This window comes from Saccharopolyspora montiporae (assembly GCF_015209505.1).
GTDB classification, from domain to species: Bacteria; Actinomycetota; Actinomycetes; order Mycobacteriales; family Pseudonocardiaceae; genus Saccharopolyspora; species Saccharopolyspora montiporae.
The window spans coordinates 45872-61595 of the sequence record NZ_JADEYC010000021.1; the positions used below are offsets into that span (position 1 = coordinate 45872).

14 protein-coding genes are annotated in these 15724 nt (G+C 70.1%); 2 read left to right on the forward strand and 12 right to left on the reverse strand.

Annotated elements, in window-relative coordinates:
- Window positions 1-15: 15 nt before the first annotated feature.
- From IQ251_RS13485 to IQ251_RS13540, 12 genes are all read right to left on the reverse strand, one after another.
- Window positions 16-1164: an MCE family protein gene (locus IQ251_RS13485; RefSeq protein WP_193928906.1), complete on the reverse strand. Its 1149-nt coding sequence runs from the start codon at window positions 1162-1164 to the stop codon at window positions 16-18.
- Window positions 1161-2411, reverse strand: coding sequence for an MCE family protein (locus IQ251_RS13490; protein WP_228046798.1), 1251 nt, complete (start codon window positions 2409-2411; stop codon window positions 1161-1163). The genes IQ251_RS13485 and IQ251_RS13490 overlap by 4 nt, the downstream gene beginning before the upstream one ends.
- Window positions 2408-3595, reverse strand: coding sequence for an MCE family protein (locus IQ251_RS13495; RefSeq protein ID WP_193928907.1), 1188 nt, complete (start codon window positions 3593-3595; stop codon window positions 2408-2410). The genes IQ251_RS13490 and IQ251_RS13495 overlap by 4 nt, the downstream gene beginning before the upstream one ends.
- Entirely contained in the window at window positions 3595-4620 is a 1026-nt protein-coding gene (locus IQ251_RS13500; RefSeq protein ID WP_193928908.1) for an MCE family protein, read from the reverse strand. The genes IQ251_RS13495 and IQ251_RS13500 overlap by 1 nt, the downstream gene beginning before the upstream one ends.
- Window positions 4617-5654, reverse strand: coding sequence for an MCE family protein (locus IQ251_RS13505; protein WP_193928909.1), 1038 nt, complete (start codon window positions 5652-5654; stop codon window positions 4617-4619). Before IQ251_RS13505 ends, IQ251_RS13500 begins: the two co-directional genes overlap by 4 nt.
- Window positions 5651-6973 (reverse strand): MCE family protein, encoded by a 1323-nt coding sequence (locus IQ251_RS13510; protein WP_193928910.1) that lies wholly within the window; start codon window positions 6971-6973, stop codon window positions 5651-5653. Before IQ251_RS13510 ends, IQ251_RS13505 begins: the two co-directional genes overlap by 4 nt.
- Complete coding sequence (locus IQ251_RS13515) at window positions 6970-7830, reverse strand: MlaE family ABC transporter permease (RefSeq protein ID WP_193928911.1); 861 nt, start codon at window positions 7828-7830, stop codon at window positions 6970-6972. Before IQ251_RS13515 ends, IQ251_RS13510 begins: the two co-directional genes overlap by 4 nt.
- Window positions 7831-7835: 5 nt before the next feature.
- On the reverse strand, window positions 7836-8567 hold the full coding sequence (locus IQ251_RS13520) for an MlaE family ABC transporter permease (protein WP_193929019.1): 732 nt from the start codon (window positions 8565-8567) through the stop codon (window positions 7836-7838).
- A 59-nt stretch (window positions 8568-8626) separates the two neighbouring features.
- Window positions 8627-9556, reverse strand: coding sequence for an ABC transporter ATP-binding protein (locus IQ251_RS13525; protein ID WP_193928912.1), 930 nt, complete (start codon window positions 9554-9556; stop codon window positions 8627-8629).
- Window positions 9557-9631: 75 nt separating this feature from the next.
- Window positions 9632-10378: a glucose 1-dehydrogenase gene (locus IQ251_RS13530; RefSeq protein WP_193928913.1), complete on the reverse strand. Its 747-nt coding sequence runs from the start codon at window positions 10376-10378 to the stop codon at window positions 9632-9634.
- A 1-nt stretch (window position 10379) separates the two neighbouring features.
- On the reverse strand, window positions 10380-11888 hold the full coding sequence (locus tag IQ251_RS13535; protein ID WP_193928914.1) for an aldehyde dehydrogenase family protein: 1509 nt from the start codon (window positions 11886-11888) through the stop codon (window positions 10380-10382).
- A gap of 38 nt (window positions 11889-11926) precedes the next feature.
- Window positions 11927-13009, reverse strand: a complete 1083-nt coding sequence (locus IQ251_RS13540; protein WP_193928915.1) for a Zn-dependent alcohol dehydrogenase — start codon at window positions 13007-13009, stop codon at window positions 11927-11929.
- Window positions 13010-13418: 409 nt separating this feature from the next.
- Between IQ251_RS13540 and IQ251_RS13545 the strand changes: the two genes are divergently transcribed.
- Together IQ251_RS13545 and IQ251_RS13550 are read left to right on the forward strand one after the other, a co-directional pair.
- On the forward strand, window positions 13419-14597 hold the full coding sequence (locus IQ251_RS13545) for an acyl-CoA dehydrogenase family protein (protein ID WP_193928916.1): 1179 nt from the start codon (window positions 13419-13421) through the stop codon (window positions 14595-14597).
- 16 nt (window positions 14598-14613) lie between these two features.
- Entirely contained in the window at window positions 14614-15720 is a 1107-nt protein-coding gene (locus IQ251_RS13550; RefSeq protein ID WP_193928917.1) for an acyl-CoA dehydrogenase family protein, read from the forward strand.
- Window positions 15721-15724: the final 4 nt, after the last annotated feature.

Genomic DNA, 15724 nt, shown 5'->3' on the forward strand with positions numbered 1-15724 from the left:
GGCCATTGTTGACATTCAGGGAACGAGTGGCACTGGCGGGGGAACCGGCTCCGGAATCGGCTCGCGCGGCGCGTTCTGCGACCCGCGCACCCCCGTCGGGCTGTCCGGTGGCTCGTCGCAGCCGAGATCGGTGTTGGCCGGCGTGCTCTGCGTTTCACTGCCGGATTTGCGCGGTGTCCCCTCGTAGCCCGACGTGCAGTTGATCGGGTTGAAGAAGTTCAGCACCACGCCGAGGTGCCCGGTGGCGTCCGGCGACAGGGTGTGCGTGAACGAGGAGATGACCGGCCCGGCCACCAGCAGCTGCTCGATCCCGGCCTGCCGGGACTCGGTGAGCCTGCTGGTGGTCAGCATGTTGGCCATCACGAGCCCGAAGTCGTCGCCGGTCTCCCGGAGGAAGCCGTCCAGCTCGTCGGCCGCGTCCGGCGCGGTCTTGAGCAGCCTGCGCGCGTCGGGGTCGGACTCGCGCAGCCGGCCGGAGATCTCCTGGAGGCCTTCGCTGAAGTCGCGGATCTGCTGTCCCTGCTCCTGCTGGGTGCGCAGCACCGTGTCGCCGTTGTCCAGCAGCCCGCGCGTCTGCGGCAAGTGCTGGCGGGCCTCCCGGGTCAGCGGGCCGGCCGCGTCCAGGATGCGCTGCAGGTCCTGGCCCCGCCCCTCGAACGCGGTGCCCACCTCGTCGACCACCGTGCGCAAATCGTCGGCGGGCAGCCCATCCACCAGGCGGTCCAGGTCCACCAGCAACGCCTCGGGCGGCAGCGGGGTGCTGGTGCGCTCGGGCGGGATGACCGATCCCTCGTCCAGATACGGTGCCGATTTCCCGGACGGGCGCAGGTCGACGTACTGCTCGCCGACCGCGGAGCGGTTCGCGACCGCCGCGCGGGTGCCCGCTGCCGGGATCGGCGGCGCCCCGTCGTCGATGTGCATCCGCACCGCGATGCCGTCCTCGGTGAGATCCATCTGCGTCACCCGGCCGACCGCGACGCCGCGGTAGGTGACCTCGGAGTTGTTGAACACCCCGCCGGAGTCGGGCATGTTCACCGTGACCGTGTAGCCACCGTATCCCAGCAAGCGGTCGACCCCCGCGTACTGCGCACCGGTGTACCCGATGCCCACCACCGCGATCACCATGAACGCCACGAGGCGCAGTTTCGTTCCCCGTCCGGTCATCGGGGCTCCTCGGTTCGGCTCGGCAGCGGCACCCACAGGTCGTCGTCGGCTCCCGGACCCGGGGTCTGGTCGTCGTCCTGCTGGTCGTCGTCGTTCGGCGGGTCACCGGCCTCCGGGGTCGCCGGAGCCTCGCCCGGACCGCCCTGCGCGTCGTCCGGGGGCGGTGATTCGCCGTCCGGGCGGCTCTTCGGCGCGTCCTTGGGCGGTGCGTCGTTGATCCCCGCGATGGGCAGGAGCGGACCGGACGAGCGCGTGAGGTTCTCCACCAACCCGGACAGTTCCAGGTCCACCCGCACATCGGCGTTCACGAAGTCGCCCTTGAGCGGCTTCATCGCGTACTCCGGGAACGGGTAGGTGGCCAGGAAGCCGATCGCATCCGGCAGTTCGGAACCGGTGTTGGCCAGTTGGCGCAGCGACGGCTCGATGGCGTTCAGGTTGGCGATCAGATCGTCCTGGCTGGCGTTGACGGTGCCCGTGGCCACCCCGGAGAGCTCGTCCAGCGACTGCAGCATCCGCACGAGGCCGCCCCGCTGCTCCTCCAGGACCCGGATTCCCGGTTCCAGATCGCGCAGTCCGGTCTCGATCTGCCCGGTCTGCTCGCGCAACGTGCCGGACAGGCCGGCGAGGCTGTCGATGGCGCGCGTGATGTCGCCCTTCTGCGCGTCCAGCCGGGACACCGTCTCGTCCAGGTTGCCCAGCAGGCTGCGGATTTCGGCCTCGTTGCCGTCGAACGCCTTGTTCAGCTCACCCACGATGTCCTGCAGCTGGGACACACCACCGCCGTTGAGCAGCATCGACAGCGCGCCGAGCACCTCTTCGACCTGGGGGTTGCGGTTGGTGCGCTCCAGCGGGACGACCGCCCCTTCCGCGAGCTCGCCCTGCGGCTGCTGGGGCCGGGTCAACTCCACGAACTTCTCGCCGAGCAGGCTCGACTGGCGCAGCCGGGCGTGCGCGTTCGCCGGCAGGTCGACGTCGCCGTTGACGACCAGGCGCACCCGCACCGTCGAGTTGTCGGGGCCGAGCTCGATGCGTTCCACCCGGCCCACCGAGACGTCGTTGACCTTCACGCCCGCCTGCGGGACCAGGTCGAGCACATCGGCGAATTCCGCGGTGACCCGGAGCGGTTCGGCACCGAGGTCCGCACCGCCGGGCAGCGGGGCGTCGTAGAGACCGCCGAACCCCGCGTTGCCGCATCCGCTCGTCAGCGCCACCAGTGCCGCGACGGCCGCCACACGCATCCGGTTCATCGGCCGCCCTCCTGTTCCTGCTGTTCCTGCTCCAGCAGGTGCTGCGGTCGCACCATCGGCAGCGGGGGCAACTCGCCTTGCTGCAGGTGGTGCAGGCTCTCCCCGAGCGACGGCAGGTCCAGCGTCCCGTCGATGAACGGCGCCACCTTGTCGCAGATCGGGCGCAACCCCTCCGGGATCGGTTCCGGCACCGAGTGCTGCAGCAGCTTGCACAGCATCAGAGCCGGCGGATGGGTGAGCTCGTTGAAGTGCCCGCGCACGGCCACGCTGCCGGACGCCGCGTCGTAGGAGTTGATGAAGTTGGTGGCGCCCAGCGGTGCCACGTCGAGCAATTCCCCGAGCGACTCGCGCTGGTCCACGAGCGCCTGGCTGACCCCGGTCAGGTTGCGCACGTTGCTCGACAGGAGCTCGCGGTTGTCCTTGACGAACCCGGACACCTCGTCCAGCGCGACGGACAGCTGCTCCAGCGAGGTGCCGATCTGCTCCTGCTCGTCGCCGAGGAATCCGGTGACATCGCTGACCCGACCGTTGAACTCGCGGATCTGCTGGTCGCTGGCGGCGAGCGTGGCGGTGAACTCGTTGAGGTTGTCCACGGTGGCGAACAGGTCGTCCTGGTTGCCGTGCAGCGTGTCGGCGAGATCGGCGAGCCTGCCCACGGTCTCGTTCATGTTCTTGCCGTTGCCCTCCAGCGCCGCCGAGGACGTCTTGAGCACCTCGTTGAGCGCTCCTTCCCGGTTCGCACCCTCCGGGCCGAGGGCCTTGGACAGGGCGTTGGCGCTGCGGTAGAGCTCGTCGAGCTCGGCCGGGGTCGCCGTCCGATCCCCGCCGAGCACCGTGCCGGATTCCATCCGCGGGCCCGTGTCGTAGGCCGGGGTGAGTTGGACGTAGCGATCCGAGACCAGGCTCGGCGCGACCACGACCGCCTTCGCGTCCGCGGGCACGTCCACGCCCTCGTCCACGCGCAGATCCACCCGCACCGCGTCCCCGTCTGGGACCACCCGCTCGATCCGACCGGACTCCACGCCCAGCACCCGCACGCTCGATCCGGCGTACACGCCGACCGCGCGGTCGAAGTAGGCGGTGATCCGGGTCCCCTGGTCGGTGAACAGCCACCACAGGCCCGCGGTGGCCAGCAGCACCACGGCGCACCCGGCGGCCAGCAGCATCGTCGTGCGCTTACGCATCACTGGCCTCCTGCCGGGACTTCGCGCTGGGGCACGGGCAGTTCGCAGGTGTCGGTGTTGGTCTCCACCGGCCCGATCTTGACCGGCGGCGGGAGCAGCCCGCAGATGTAGCCGTCGAACCACCGGCCGTTGCCCACCGTGTTGTTGAACCCGCGCACGTACGGCGCCATCGAGGAGATGACCTTGTCGATGTTGTCCCGGTTCCGGCTCAGCATGCCGGTGAGCTGGTCCATCTTCTGCAATGCCGGTTTCAGGGTCTCCTCGTGGTCGGCGACCAGGCCGCGCAACTCGCGGGACAACCGCTCGGTTCCGGTCAGCAGCTCGTGGATGGCCTGGCGGCGCTGCTGCAATTCCTCCAGCAGCACGTTGCCGTCCGAGATCAACCTGCTGACCTGCTCGTCGCGCTCGGCCACGATGCGGGTGACCCCCTCGGTGTCCTGCAGCAGGTTGCCGAGCTGCTCATCGCGGGAGGCCACCGTCTCGGACAGGTCCGCGAGCCCCTCGACGGCCGGCCCCAGGTGCTGGTCGGCTCCGCGGAAGGTGTCCGAGACCGTGCGGAAGCTCTCCGCGAGCTGCTCGGTGTCGAGCTGCTCGGTGGTGCGGGTCAGCTCGTCCAGCGCGTCCGGGATGTCGAACGGGGCGGTGGTGCGCTCCACCGGGATCGGCTCGTCGAGATCGCCGGTGCCCTTCGGTTCGAGCACCAGCATCTTCTCGCCGAGCAGCGTCTTGATCTCGATGCCGGCCCGGGTCTGCTGCCCGAGGCGCGCGTCCTCGACGCGGAAGTCGACCAGCACCCGCTTGCCGTCCAGCTCCACACCGGTGACCTCGCCGGCCTTCACACCCGCCACCTGCACGTCATTGCCCGGCTTCAAGCCCGCGGACTCGGCGAAGTACGCCTCGTGGCCGGTACCGGTGCCGACCACCGGCAGATCCCTGCCGAAGAAGGCCAGGACGCACACGGTGATGATCAGTGCGAGCGTCACCACGCCGACCGCAGGTTTGCTGCGTTCCTCGATCCGCTTCATTCGGGGCTGCACCTCTCGGGCATTTCCGTGTCCGCAACGGGGATGATCGGCACCTTCAGGTTGAAGTCGGAGATGCCGACGGTCCCGGACATCCGGCACAGGTAGAAGTTGAACCAGCTGCCGTAGCTGACGGTGCGGGTCAGTTCGTTGAGCCGGTGCGGAACCGTGCGCAACTGGCGCTCCAACTCGGGCTGCTCGGAGTTGAGCAACCCGCTGAGCCGGTCCAGTTCAGCGATGTCGCGCTTCAGCGGCGGCCGCGCCTCTTCGAGCAGCCCACCGGTGACGTGCGAGAGCTCGCCCATCGAGTCGACCGCCTGGCCGATCGGTTCGCGCTGTTCGGCGAACCCGCTGGTGAGCTGCTGCATCGAGTCGATCAGCTGGCCGAGCTGCGGCCCCTGCTCGTTGACCGTGCCCACGACCTGCTCCAGGTTGTCGATCACCTGGCCGATGACCTCGTCCTTGCGCGCGATCGTGGACGTCAGCGATGCGGTGTGCTGCAGCAGGCTCTCCACGGTGCTGCCTTCGCCCTGCAGCACCTGGATGATCTCGCCGGACAGCTGGTTGATCTGCTGCGGTTCCAGCGCTTGGAACAGCGGTTTGAACCCGTTGAACAGCTCGGTCAGGTTCAGCGCCGGGTGGGTGTTGTGCACCGGGATTTCCGCCCCGTGCGGCAGTTTCCGCTCATTCGGTTCCAGTTGGGCGTCCAGCGCGAGGTAGCGCTGCCCGGCCAGGTTGCGGTACTTCACGACCGCTTGCGCATCGGCGGGCAGCCGGCGGTCGGCGGCCAGATCGAACCGGACCACCGCGGTGGAGTCGGGCGCCACCTCCAGTCCGCTCACCTGACCGACGCGCACGCCCGCCATCCGAACCTCGTCGCCCTCGTCCAAGCCGGAGGCATCGGCGAACCGCGCCGAGTACCCGTTCTGGGAACCGGAGTCCGACGCGGCGATCGTCGCCGCCAGCACACCGGTGAGCAATACCGTGACCACCGCGAACACGATCAGTTTCGTCAGCGGTGCGGCCAGGGATCTCATTTCAGGTCCACCTCCGCTCCGCGGAACATGGGCCCGACGAGCAGACCGCTCCAGCCCGGAACGTCGTCGCGCTCCACGCCCATCTCGGGGGCCATCATCGAGCTGATCACGTCCTGCTCGGCCGGGGTGTTGGCCGGGCTGTTGTTCTGCGTACCGGTGGCGTCGGTGAGCCACGGCAGGTTGTCCTGCTCCTTCGGCGGATCCGGGAACACCGAACCGTCCTCGATCGGCCCGCCCGGCGGGTACTGCGGGAACGTCTGCGGCGGCTCCACCCACGGGTAGCAACGGGGTCCGCGCTGATCCAGGTACTGCGGGGTGTCCCGCCCGGGCTCGTACTTACCGCGACTGCTGGTGATCTCCAGCGTGAACTTCGCGATCTCCGGGTGCTCGGTCCCCTTGCCGAAGGACTTCTCGCCGTTGGGGATGGCCGCCGCGAACTGCTGCAGCATGCACGGGTATTCGGGTGCGTACTTGGCGAGCAGCTCCAGGGACGGCCGGGAGGAGCCGGCCAGCTGGATGAGGTTGTCCCCGTTGTTGTCCAGGAACCGCTCGCTGGTCTGCGCAGCCCCCGTGACGCTGTCGATCATGGTCGACAGCTGCCCGCGCTGCTCGGAGACCGTCCGGCTCGTGGTGCTGAGGTCCTCCAGCGCCTGGGTGATGTTCGGGGCCGCGTCGTCGTAGGTGCGGGCCACGTCGTCCAGCCGGGACACGACGGACTGCAGCTTCGGCAGCGACGGGTTCAGCTCCGCCAGGTAGCGGTCCATCTCCACGAGCGTGTCGCCGAGCTGCTCACCGCGGCCCTCGACCGCTTCGGACACCGCGCGCAGCGTGCTGGACAGCTTCTGCGGCTGCACCGCCTGCAGCACCGGCATCAGGTCGTCGAGCACCTTCTCCACCTCGATCGCCGACTCGGAGCGGTCCTGCGGGATCACGTCCCCGGCGCCGAGCGCGGGCCCGGACGAATCCTCCGGGATCTCCAGGTCGACGTAGCGCTCACCGAACAGCGTCTTGGGCACCAGTCGGGCCGACGAATCGCTGGGGATGCGCTCGACCTGATCCGGTTGCAGCGCCAGGTCGAGCACGGCACCGTCAGCGCTTTTCGCCTGCACCTCGCGGACCTCGCCGACCACCACCCCGCGGGCTTTCACGTCGGCACCGGTGCGCATCTGGTTGCCGATCCGATCGGTCTCCAGCTGCACCGGAACGATCGACGTGAACACCTTCTGGTAGCTGCCGATGCTGCCCGCGAAGAACAACCCCGCGGCCAGGAGGAACGCCATCCCGAGCGCCTGGTAGCGGCGCCTGCTACGCCGGTTCATCCGGATATCCGAACGGTCGTGGTGGAGCCCCAGATCGCGAGGCTGAGGAAGAAGTCCAGCACCGCGACCAGCACGATCGAGGTGCGCACCGCCCGGCCCACCGCGATCCCGACACCGGCGGGACCGCCGCGCGCGGTGTAGCCGTAGTAGCAGTGGGTCAGGATCACCACGACGCTGAACACCAGCACCTTGCCGAAGGACCACAGCACGTCTTGCGGCGGCAGGAACAGGTGGAAGTAGTGGTCGTAGGTCCCGGCGGACTGCCCGTAGAACCACACGGTGATCTGCCGCGACGCGAAGTAGGAGCCCAGCAGCCCGACCACGTACAGCGGGATCACGGCCGCGATGCCGGCCAGCACGCGGCTGGTCACCAGGTAGGGCACGGTGCGCACGCCCATCACTTCGAGCGCGTCGATCTCGTCGGAGATGCGCATGGCGCCCAGCTGGGCGGTGAACCCGCAGCCGACGGTGGCCGACAACGCCAGCCCGGCCGACAGCGGCGCGACCTCGCGGGTGTCGAAGTAGGCGGCGATGAACCCGGTCAGCGCGGAACTGCCGAGCTGGTCCAGCGAGGAGTAGCCCTGCAGGCCCACCACCGCGCCGGTGCACAGGGTCATGCCGACCATCACGCCGAGCGTGCCGCCGATGACCGCCAGCGCCCCGCTGCCGAACACGACCTCGGTGAGCAGGCGCGCGGTCTCCCGCGGGTAGCGGCGCAGCGTGGTCGGGGCGAGCGCGAGCGCCCGGGCGTAGAAGGACAGCTGCCAGCCCAGGCCGGCCATGACGTCCCCGGAGCGCGTGACTCCGCGGCGCACCCGGCCGGGCGCTCGCTGCGGAGCGGTTTCCACCGCGGTCATGGCGATCACAAGCCCTTCGGCGGGACGAGCTGCAGGTAGATGCCGGTGATGACGAGGTTGATCAGGAACAGCAGCAGGAAGGTGATCACCACCGCCTGGTTCACCGCGTCCCCGACGCCCTTCGGCCCGCCGGCCGGGTTCAACCCCCGGTAGGCGGCCACCACACCGGCGACGAATCCGTACAGCAGTGCTTTGAACTCGCTGACCCACAGGTCCGGCAGCTGCGCCAACGCGTTGAAGCTGGCCAGGTACGCACCGGGAGTACCGCCCTGTAGGACGACGTTGAAGAAGTAGCCGCCGAGCACGCCGACCACGCTGACCAGGCCGTTGAGCAGCAGCGACACCAGGACCGCGCCCACGACGCGCGGCACGATGAGCCGGTGCACCGGCGAGACGCCGAGCACCTCCATGGCCGCGATCTCCTCGCGGATGGCGCGGGCGCCGATATCGGCGCACATGGCCGATCCGCCCGCACCGGCGACCAGCAGCGCGGTGATCAGCGGGGAGGCCTGCTGCAGCAGGGCCAGCGCGCTGGCCGCACCGGTGAACGACTGCGCGCCGATCTGCTGGGTGAGCGAACCAAGCTGCATCGCGATGACCGCGCCGAACGGGATCGCCACCATCGCGGTCGGCAAGATCGTGACGCTGGCGAAGAACCACGCCTGCTGCACGCATTCCCGGACCTGGAAGGGGCGGCGCGGCATCGCGCGCAGCACCTGCCAGGCCAGGGTGGACATCTTCCCGACGTGGCCGAGCCCGGCGCTGACGGGTACGTGGTGGGACTTGCCGGGTGAGTTCACTGCGGCGCTCCGGACCACGCACTCTGCCGACCGGTTCGCTGCATCCGGCGCTGAACCGCGGCCCGCGGACCCAGTCCCGGACTCGGTTCAAGTTGCGGCAGAAGTTCGTCCACATCGGACATGCGCGGGTCCGCGGCCATCTCCGCGGCCGCCGTGGTGGCGTCCTTCTCCTCGCTCATCCCGATCGGACCGGCGCGGCGTCCGTTGAGGAATTGGCGCACCACCGGTTCGCTGCTGCTGAGCAGATCCTCCCGCGGGCCGAAAGCGACGAGTTCCCCGCGGAACAGCAGACCGAGGTTGTCCGGGACCGTGCGGGCGACCTGGATGTTGTGCGTGACGATGAGGATCGTCGCGTCGATCTGCGTGTTCAGGTCGATGAGCAACTGGGAGAGGTAGGCGGTGCGCACGGGATCCAATCCGGAATCCGGCTCGTCGCACAGGATGACCTCCGGGTCCAGCACCAGCGCGCGGGCCAGGCCCGCCCGCTTGCGCATCCCGCCGGAGATCTCCCCGGGCAGCTTGTCCTCGGCCCCGGTGAGCCCCACCATGTCCAGCTTGCTCATGACGATGTCCCGGACCTGCTGTTCAGTGCACCTGGTGTGCTCGCGCAGCGGAAATGCGACGTTGTCGTACAGGTCCATCGACCCGAACAGCGCCCCGTCCTGGAACAGCACCCCGAACCGCTTCCGCACCTCCTGCAGTTCGTTCTCCCGGCAGGCGCAGACGTCCGTACCGGACACCACGACCGAACCCCGTTCCGGGCGCAGCAGCCCGATGAGCGACTTCAGGAACACGGATTTTCCGGTTCCGGAGGGGCCGAGCAGCGCACTGACCTCTCCTGGGGGCAACGTCAGCGTGACATCGGACCAGATCTTCTGGCCGCTGAACGACTTCGACAGGCCGTCGACGGCGACTTCCACGCCCATTGCGCACACCTCCCTCGGGTGTCGTCAGAACCCGGGCCCGCGCAACGGGTTCCGGGAAAGTACCTGCTGGCCGGATCAGCCCAGCGAATGCGTAGCCGTGGCACCGCCGTCGGCGACGAACTCGGCACCGGTGCAGTACGAGCTCTCGTCCGCGGCGAGGAACACCGCGAGCTCGGCGATCTCGTCCGGGCGCGCGACCCGGCCCAGCGCGACGCGCTTGCCGATCTCGTCCATCGGCACCGGACCACCGACCGCCGTGGAAACCATTCCGGTGTCCACCATTCCGGGATGCACCGAGTTGACCCGGATCCCGCGACCGCCGAGCTCGACGGCGGCCACCTTGCTCATCCCGCGTACCGCGAACTTGCTCGCCGTGTAGGCGACCACACCGGCCATCCCGGCAAGTCCCTCCACACTGGACACGTTGATGATCGATCCGCCACCCTCGGACATCCGCGGGATCACCGCGCGCATCCCCAGCAGCGGCCCGGTCTGGTTCACCCGGATCACGCGCTCGTAGTCGGCCAGCTCGATCTCGTCGATCGTGGAGAAGCTCAGCACCCCGGCGTTGTTCACCAGCACGTCGACCCTGCCCAGTGCGCTGACCGCGCGCACCGCATCGCTCCAGTCGTCCTCGGAGCCCACGTCCAGGTGCTGGTACACCGCGGCCGGACCGAGCTCCTCGGCCAGCTGCGCGCCCGCCTCGTCGTCGACGTCGGCGACGACCACCCGCGCGCCCTCCTGCACGAATCTGCGCGCGGTGGCCGCGCCCTGCCCGTTCGCGGCCCCGGTGACGATCGCTACCTTGTCCGCCAATCGCATGTCAGATCACCTCGTCGGACAACGGGAGGAGCACGGTCTTGAGCTCGGTGTAGGCCTCGAACGAGCTGCGCCCGCCCTCCCGGCCGAGCCCGGACTGCTTGTAGCCGCCGAACGGCAGGTGCGGTTCCACCTGGAAACCGTTGATGCCGACCGTTCCGGCGCGCAGCCGCTTGGCCATCCGGAAGGCCCGCCGGGCGTCGTTGGTGTACAGCCCCGCACCGAGGCCGTACTCGGTGTCGTTGGCCAGGCGCACCGCCTCGTCCTCGTCGGAGAACGGCACGACGGACAGCACCGGGCCGAAGATCTCCTCCTGGGCGATGGCCATCGAGTTGTCCACGTCGGCGAACAGCGCCGGGCGCACGAAGTTGCCCGCGGCCAGCTCGCCGTCCGGTCGGTTCCCGCCGGTCACCAGGCGGGCGCCCTGATCGGTGCCCGCAGAGATGTAGCCGAGCACGCGCTCCAGCTGCCGGGCGTTGATCAGCGGGCTGGACTGCACCGACGCGTCGAACGGGTCACCGTAGGTCACCGAGTCGGCGATCATCTGCGCCGCACCGAGGAACTCGTCGTAGACGTCGCGGTGCACCAGCGCGCGCGAGTGCGCCACGCACGCCTGCCCGGACAGCCCGAGAGTCACCATGCCCATCGTGGTCATCCCGGCCAGCGCGACGTCAGAATCCGGGAAGACCACGGCCGGACTCTTGCCGCCCAGCTCCAGCGAAACCCGCTTCATGGTGTCCGCCGAGGCGCGCACGATCCGCCGCCCGACGTCCCGGCTGCCGGTGAAGCTGACCTTGTCCACCTGCGCGTGCGTGATCAGCGCTTCGCCGGTGGGATCGCCCGGACCGGTCACCACGTTGACCACGCCGTCCGGAATCCCTGCCTCCTGCAGAAGTTCCACCATGCGCAGCACGCTGAACGAGGCGTACTCGGACGGTTTCAGCACCACGGTGCAGCCGGCGGCCAGAGCCGGGGCGAGTTTCTGCGCGAACAGCAGGAACGGCGCGTTCCACGGCAGGACCGCGGCGACCACGCCGACCGGTTCGCGCAACGTCATCGCCAGGTGGTCACCGCCCTGGTACGGCGGCAGCGTCTCCCCGCCGGCCTTGTCCACCCAGCCGGCATGGTGCTCGAAGGTGTCGGCGGCCACGTCGACCGAACCGGCGTAGACCCCGCCGAACGAGAGCGGAACGCCGTTGTCCAGCGCCTGCAGCCCGCGCAGTTCGTCGGCGTTGTCCCGCAGCAGATCGGCTACGGCGCGCAGCACGCGCACCCGTTCGCCCGCCCGGACGTGCGGCCAAGTCCCCTCGTCGAAGGCGCGCCGCGCGGCGCGCACCGCCGCATCGACGTCCGCGGCCCCGGCGACGGGGAATTCGCCGATGGCCTCCGCGGTGGCCGGGTGGTGGTGGGTCCAGGTGGCACCCGATTCCGCGGGACGCCATCGGCCGTCGATAAGCAGTAAGCCGTCCTTGAGCGCAGCGGCCTCGCGGTGGCTGCGCACGGTCAGCGTCATGGGAAGTCCTCCTCGCGTGGTGGGGCGCTCGGGAATCGCTAGAAGGTCACGATGCGGCGGATCCCCGCCCCCGGCGCCTTCAGCGCGGCCAGGCCGTCGTTGATGTCGTCGAGCCGCAGCCGGTCGCTGATCATCGAGTCCAGATCCAGCCGGCCGGCTCGCCACAGGTCGAGCAGCAGCGCGGTGTCCCGCCGCGGGTCGCACGAGCCGTAGAACGACGGCAGGATCCGCTTCTCGTTGACGAACAGCTCCTGCGCGGTGAACTCGACCGTCTCCTCCGGTCCGCCGGCGCCGACCACGACCACGTCGCCGCCCCGGCGCGCCGCGTCGTAAGCGGCCCGGATCGTCGCGGACCGGCCCACCACCTCGAAGGCGCAGTCGAACCCGCGCCCGCCGGTCACCTCGCCCTTGAGCTCGTCCAGCCCCTCGGGGGTCGTGGTGTGCGTGGCACCGAACCGCCGGGCGTCCGCGTGCTTGTCGGTGATGGGGTCCACGGCCACGATCCGGGACGCCCCGGCCAGCCGAGCGCCCTGGATGACCGAGATGCCGACCCCGCCGCAGCCGAACACCGCCACGGTGGCTCCGGGGGTGAGCGCGGCGGTGTTGAGCACCGAGCCGACTCCGGTGAGCACTCCGCAGCCGATGAGCGCACCGATCTCGAAGGGGACGTCCGGGTCCATCCGGTTGGCACCGACGGCGGGCACCACCACTTCCTCGGCGAACGCACCGCACCCGGCGAATCCGAACGCGGGCTCGCCGCCGACCAGGAAGCGCGGGGAGGTGAACGCCGCGACGGTGTGCACTTCGCACAGATAGGGCTGCCCGCCGAGGCAGCACACGCACTTGCCGCACGGCGGCACGAACGACAGCACCACCCGGTCGCCGGGCTGCAGGTCCTGCACGTGCGCACCGACGTCGACGATCTCGCCCGCGCCCTCGTGGCCCATGATCCCCGGCGCCAGCGCAGGAAGCGTTCCGTCCATAGCGGACAGATCGCTGTGGCAGATCCCGGCCGCGCGGATCCGGACGCGGACCTCGTCCGGTCCCGGTTCGGTCGTGGCGGCGTCGGAACGCACGTCCAGTTCACCGTCGCCGATCTGGTTGAGCACCGCTGCTTTCACCGACCGTCACCTCGCCGAGATCATCCGCACCGCTGCGGGACTGTTGCGCGGAACACAGTAGAACAAGTTACTAACGCCGAATCAAGCGTTTGCTCGGTTTATATCGACGCAGGATCTCGGCGGGACGCGCCGATTCCGGAACGCGGTGCGGCCACCCGCGGCGACACCGCGGGCGCGGCCGACCCGGCGGGAGACTCCGGCGTCCGACCGGTCCAACGACCCGGAGAAGCAGGGGTGACTGCTCCATTCAGCGCAGTGCCCGTTCGCGGGTGCACAGGAACGTGTTCGGCAGCGGTCGCCCCCCAACCGCGAAAGCCGTTGTACGGCGCCGAACTCGACTCGCAACCCATGTGCGGTCTAGAGTTGCTGAAACACGTTCCAGAAACGGAACTCCTCGACCGGAGGGTGCATGCGCATCGCCTACACACCCGAGCAGGAACGCCTCCGCCGGGAACTGCGCGAGTATTTCGACGACCTGATGACCCCCGACCTCCGCGCGGAGCTGAACACCGGCGGCGATTACGGGGACGGCACCGCCTACAAACAGGTGGTGCGCCGCATGGGTGCGGACGGCTGGCTGGCGCTGGGCTGGCCCACCGAGTACGGCGGCAGCAACCGGAGCATGCTCGACCAGCTCATCTTCACCGATGAAGCCGCCATCGCCGGTGCACCCGTGCCGTTCCTGACGCTGAACAGCATCGCGCCGACGATCATGCGCTACGGCACCGCCGCGCAGAAGGAGTACTTCCTCCCGCGCATCGCCGCGGGCGAGATCCACTTCGCCATCGGCTATTCCGAACCCGACGCGGGCACCGACCTGGCCGCGCTGCGCACCACCGCCGACCGCGAGGGCGAGCAGTACCGGATCAACGGCCAGAAGATGTGGACCAGCCTCATCCAGTACGCCGACTACGTCTGGCTGGCCTGCCGCACCGACCGCGAAGCGCGCAAGCACCGCGGGCTCAGCGTGCTGGCGGTGCCCACCTCGGCCGAGGGCTTCTCCTGGACCCCGGTGCGCACGGTCAGCGGCCCGACCACCAGCGCCACCTACTACCAGGACGTGCTCGTGGGCGCGGATGCGCTGGTCGGCGAGGAGAACGGCGGCTGGCCGCTGATCACCAACCAGCTCAACCACGAGCGGGTGGCGCTGACCTCGGCGGCCCCGCTGCGGTCGGCGCTGGACGGGGTCCGCGACTGGGCGCGCACCACCCGGCTGGCCGACGGGCGCCGAGTCATCGACCAGGAATGGGTGGGCACCCACCTGGCGCGGGTGCACGCCGGCGCGGACTTCCTGAAGCTGATGAACTGGAAGATCGCCTTCACGGCCGAACAGCAGCCCGCCCCCGCTGCCGCCTCGGCCACCAAGGTCTTCGGCACCGAGTTCGCCACCGAGGCGTACCGGCTGCTCATGGAGGTGCTCGGCAGCGCGGGCACGATCCGCGCCGGCTCACCCGGCGCCGTGCTGCAGGGGCGCATAGAGCGGATGCACCGGGCCGCACTGATCCTCACCTTCGGCGGCGGCACGAACGAGGTGCAGCGCGACATCATCTCCGCGGTCGGACTCGGCCTGCCCGCCGCCCGACGCTGATCCCCTGGAGGACGCGATGGACTTCACCCCCACCGAGGCGCAGACCGACCTGTCCGGCCTGGCCCGCACCATCCTCACCGACGCCACCGGCAACGACCGGCTGCGCGAGATCGACGAGGGCACCGACCGGTTCGACGCCGGGTTGTGGGCCGAGCTCGCAGCCGCCGACGTGCTGTCCGCCGCGCTGCCCGACCACGCCGGCGGCGGTGGTTTCGGTGTGCTCGAACAGTGCAGCGTGCTCGTCGAATGCGGGCGCAGCGTCGCCCCGGTCCCCTACCTCACCTCGATCGCCGCGGCCGCGGACACCATCGCGCGGTTCGGCACCGCCGAGCAGTGCGCGAAGTGGGCACGTCCGGCCGCCGCGGGTGATCTCGTGCTCACCGCCGCGCTGACCGAACCCGGCGATCCGGACCCCGCGCAGCCGGCGTGCCGCGCGCGGCAGGCCGACGGCGGCTGGGTGCTGGACGGCACCAAATGCGCCGTGCCCGCCGCCGGGATCGCCGATCTCGTCCTGGTCCCGGCCACCGCCGACGACGGGCGCGCACGGGTCTTCCTCGTGGCACCGCAGCAGTTCCAGCTGCACCGGCAGCAGGTCGTGGACGGCGACAGCGAGGGGTGGCTGGAGCTGTCCGGCGTCCGGGTCGGCAGCGACCACGTGCTCGACGACGACGGAGCGCTCCCGCACCTGGTGCGCCGCGCGCTGCTCGGCCACTGCGCGCTGCAGCTGGGCATCGTCGAGCGCGCATTGGAACTCACCGCCGAGTACGCCGGCCAGCGCGAGCAGTTCGGCCGGCCGATCGGCACGTTCCAGGCCGTGGGCCAGCGCCTGGCCGACGGGTTCATCGACGTGGAGGCGGTCCGGCTGACCCTGTGGCAGGCGGCCTGGCGGCTGGCCGAGGGCCTGGACTGCGACGCCGATATCGCCACCGCGAAGTTCTGGGCAGCCGAGGCCGGGCACCGGGTGGCGCACACCGCCGTCCACGTGCACGGCGGGGTCGGTATCGACCTCGACCACCCGCTGCACCGCTACTTCGTGGCCGCCAAGCGCACCGAGTTCGCCCTGGGCGGGGCCACCGCGCAGCTGACCCGGCTGTCCGGGTACCTGGACCGCGACCCCGCCTGACGGC

Bases quoted from the DNA above. Each gene is read 5' to 3' on its own strand.
- IQ251_RS13550 (WP_193928917.1), top strand. From the start codon at position 14,614: ATGGACTTCACCCCCACCGAGGCGCAGACCGACCTGTCCGGCCTGGCC.
- IQ251_RS13500 (WP_193928908.1), bottom strand. From the start codon at position 4,620: ATGAAGCGGATCGAGGAACGCAGCAAACCTGCGGTCGGCGTGGTGACG.
- IQ251_RS13510 (WP_193928910.1), bottom strand. From the start codon at position 6,973: ATGAACCGGCGTAGCAGGCGCCGCTACCAGGCGCTCGGGATGGCGTTC.
- IQ251_RS13505 (WP_193928909.1), bottom strand. From the start codon at position 5,654: ATGAGATCCCTGGCCGCACCGCTGACGAAACTGATCGTGTTCGCGGTG.
- IQ251_RS13525 (WP_193928912.1), bottom strand. From the start codon at position 9,556: ATGGGCGTGGAAGTCGCCGTCGACGGCCTGTCGAAGTCGTTCAGCGGC.
- IQ251_RS13530 (WP_193928913.1), bottom strand. From the start codon at position 10,378: ATGCGATTGGCGGACAAGGTAGCGATCGTCACCGGGGCCGCGAACGGG.
- IQ251_RS13545 (WP_193928916.1), top strand. From the start codon at position 13,419: ATGCGCATCGCCTACACACCCGAGCAGGAACGCCTCCGCCGGGAACTG.
- IQ251_RS13535 (WP_193928914.1), bottom strand. From the start codon at position 11,888: ATGACGCTGACCGTGCGCAGCCACCGCGAGGCCGCTGCGCTCAAGGAC.
- IQ251_RS13485 (WP_193928906.1), bottom strand. From the start codon at position 1,164: ATGACCGGACGGGGAACGAAACTGCGCCTCGTGGCGTTCATGGTGATC.
- IQ251_RS13520 (WP_193929019.1), bottom strand. From the start codon at position 8,567: ATGTCCACCCTGGCCTGGCAGGTGCTGCGCGCGATGCCGCGCCGCCCC.
- IQ251_RS13490 (WP_228046798.1), bottom strand. From the start codon at position 2,411: ATGAACCGGATGCGTGTGGCGGCCGTCGCGGCACTGGTGGCGCTGACG.
- IQ251_RS13515 (WP_193928911.1), bottom strand. From the start codon at position 7,830: ATGACCGCGGTGGAAACCGCTCCGCAGCGAGCGCCCGGCCGGGTGCGC.
- IQ251_RS13495 (WP_193928907.1), bottom strand. From the start codon at position 3,595: ATGCGTAAGCGCACGACGATGCTGCTGGCCGCCGGGTGCGCCGTGGTG.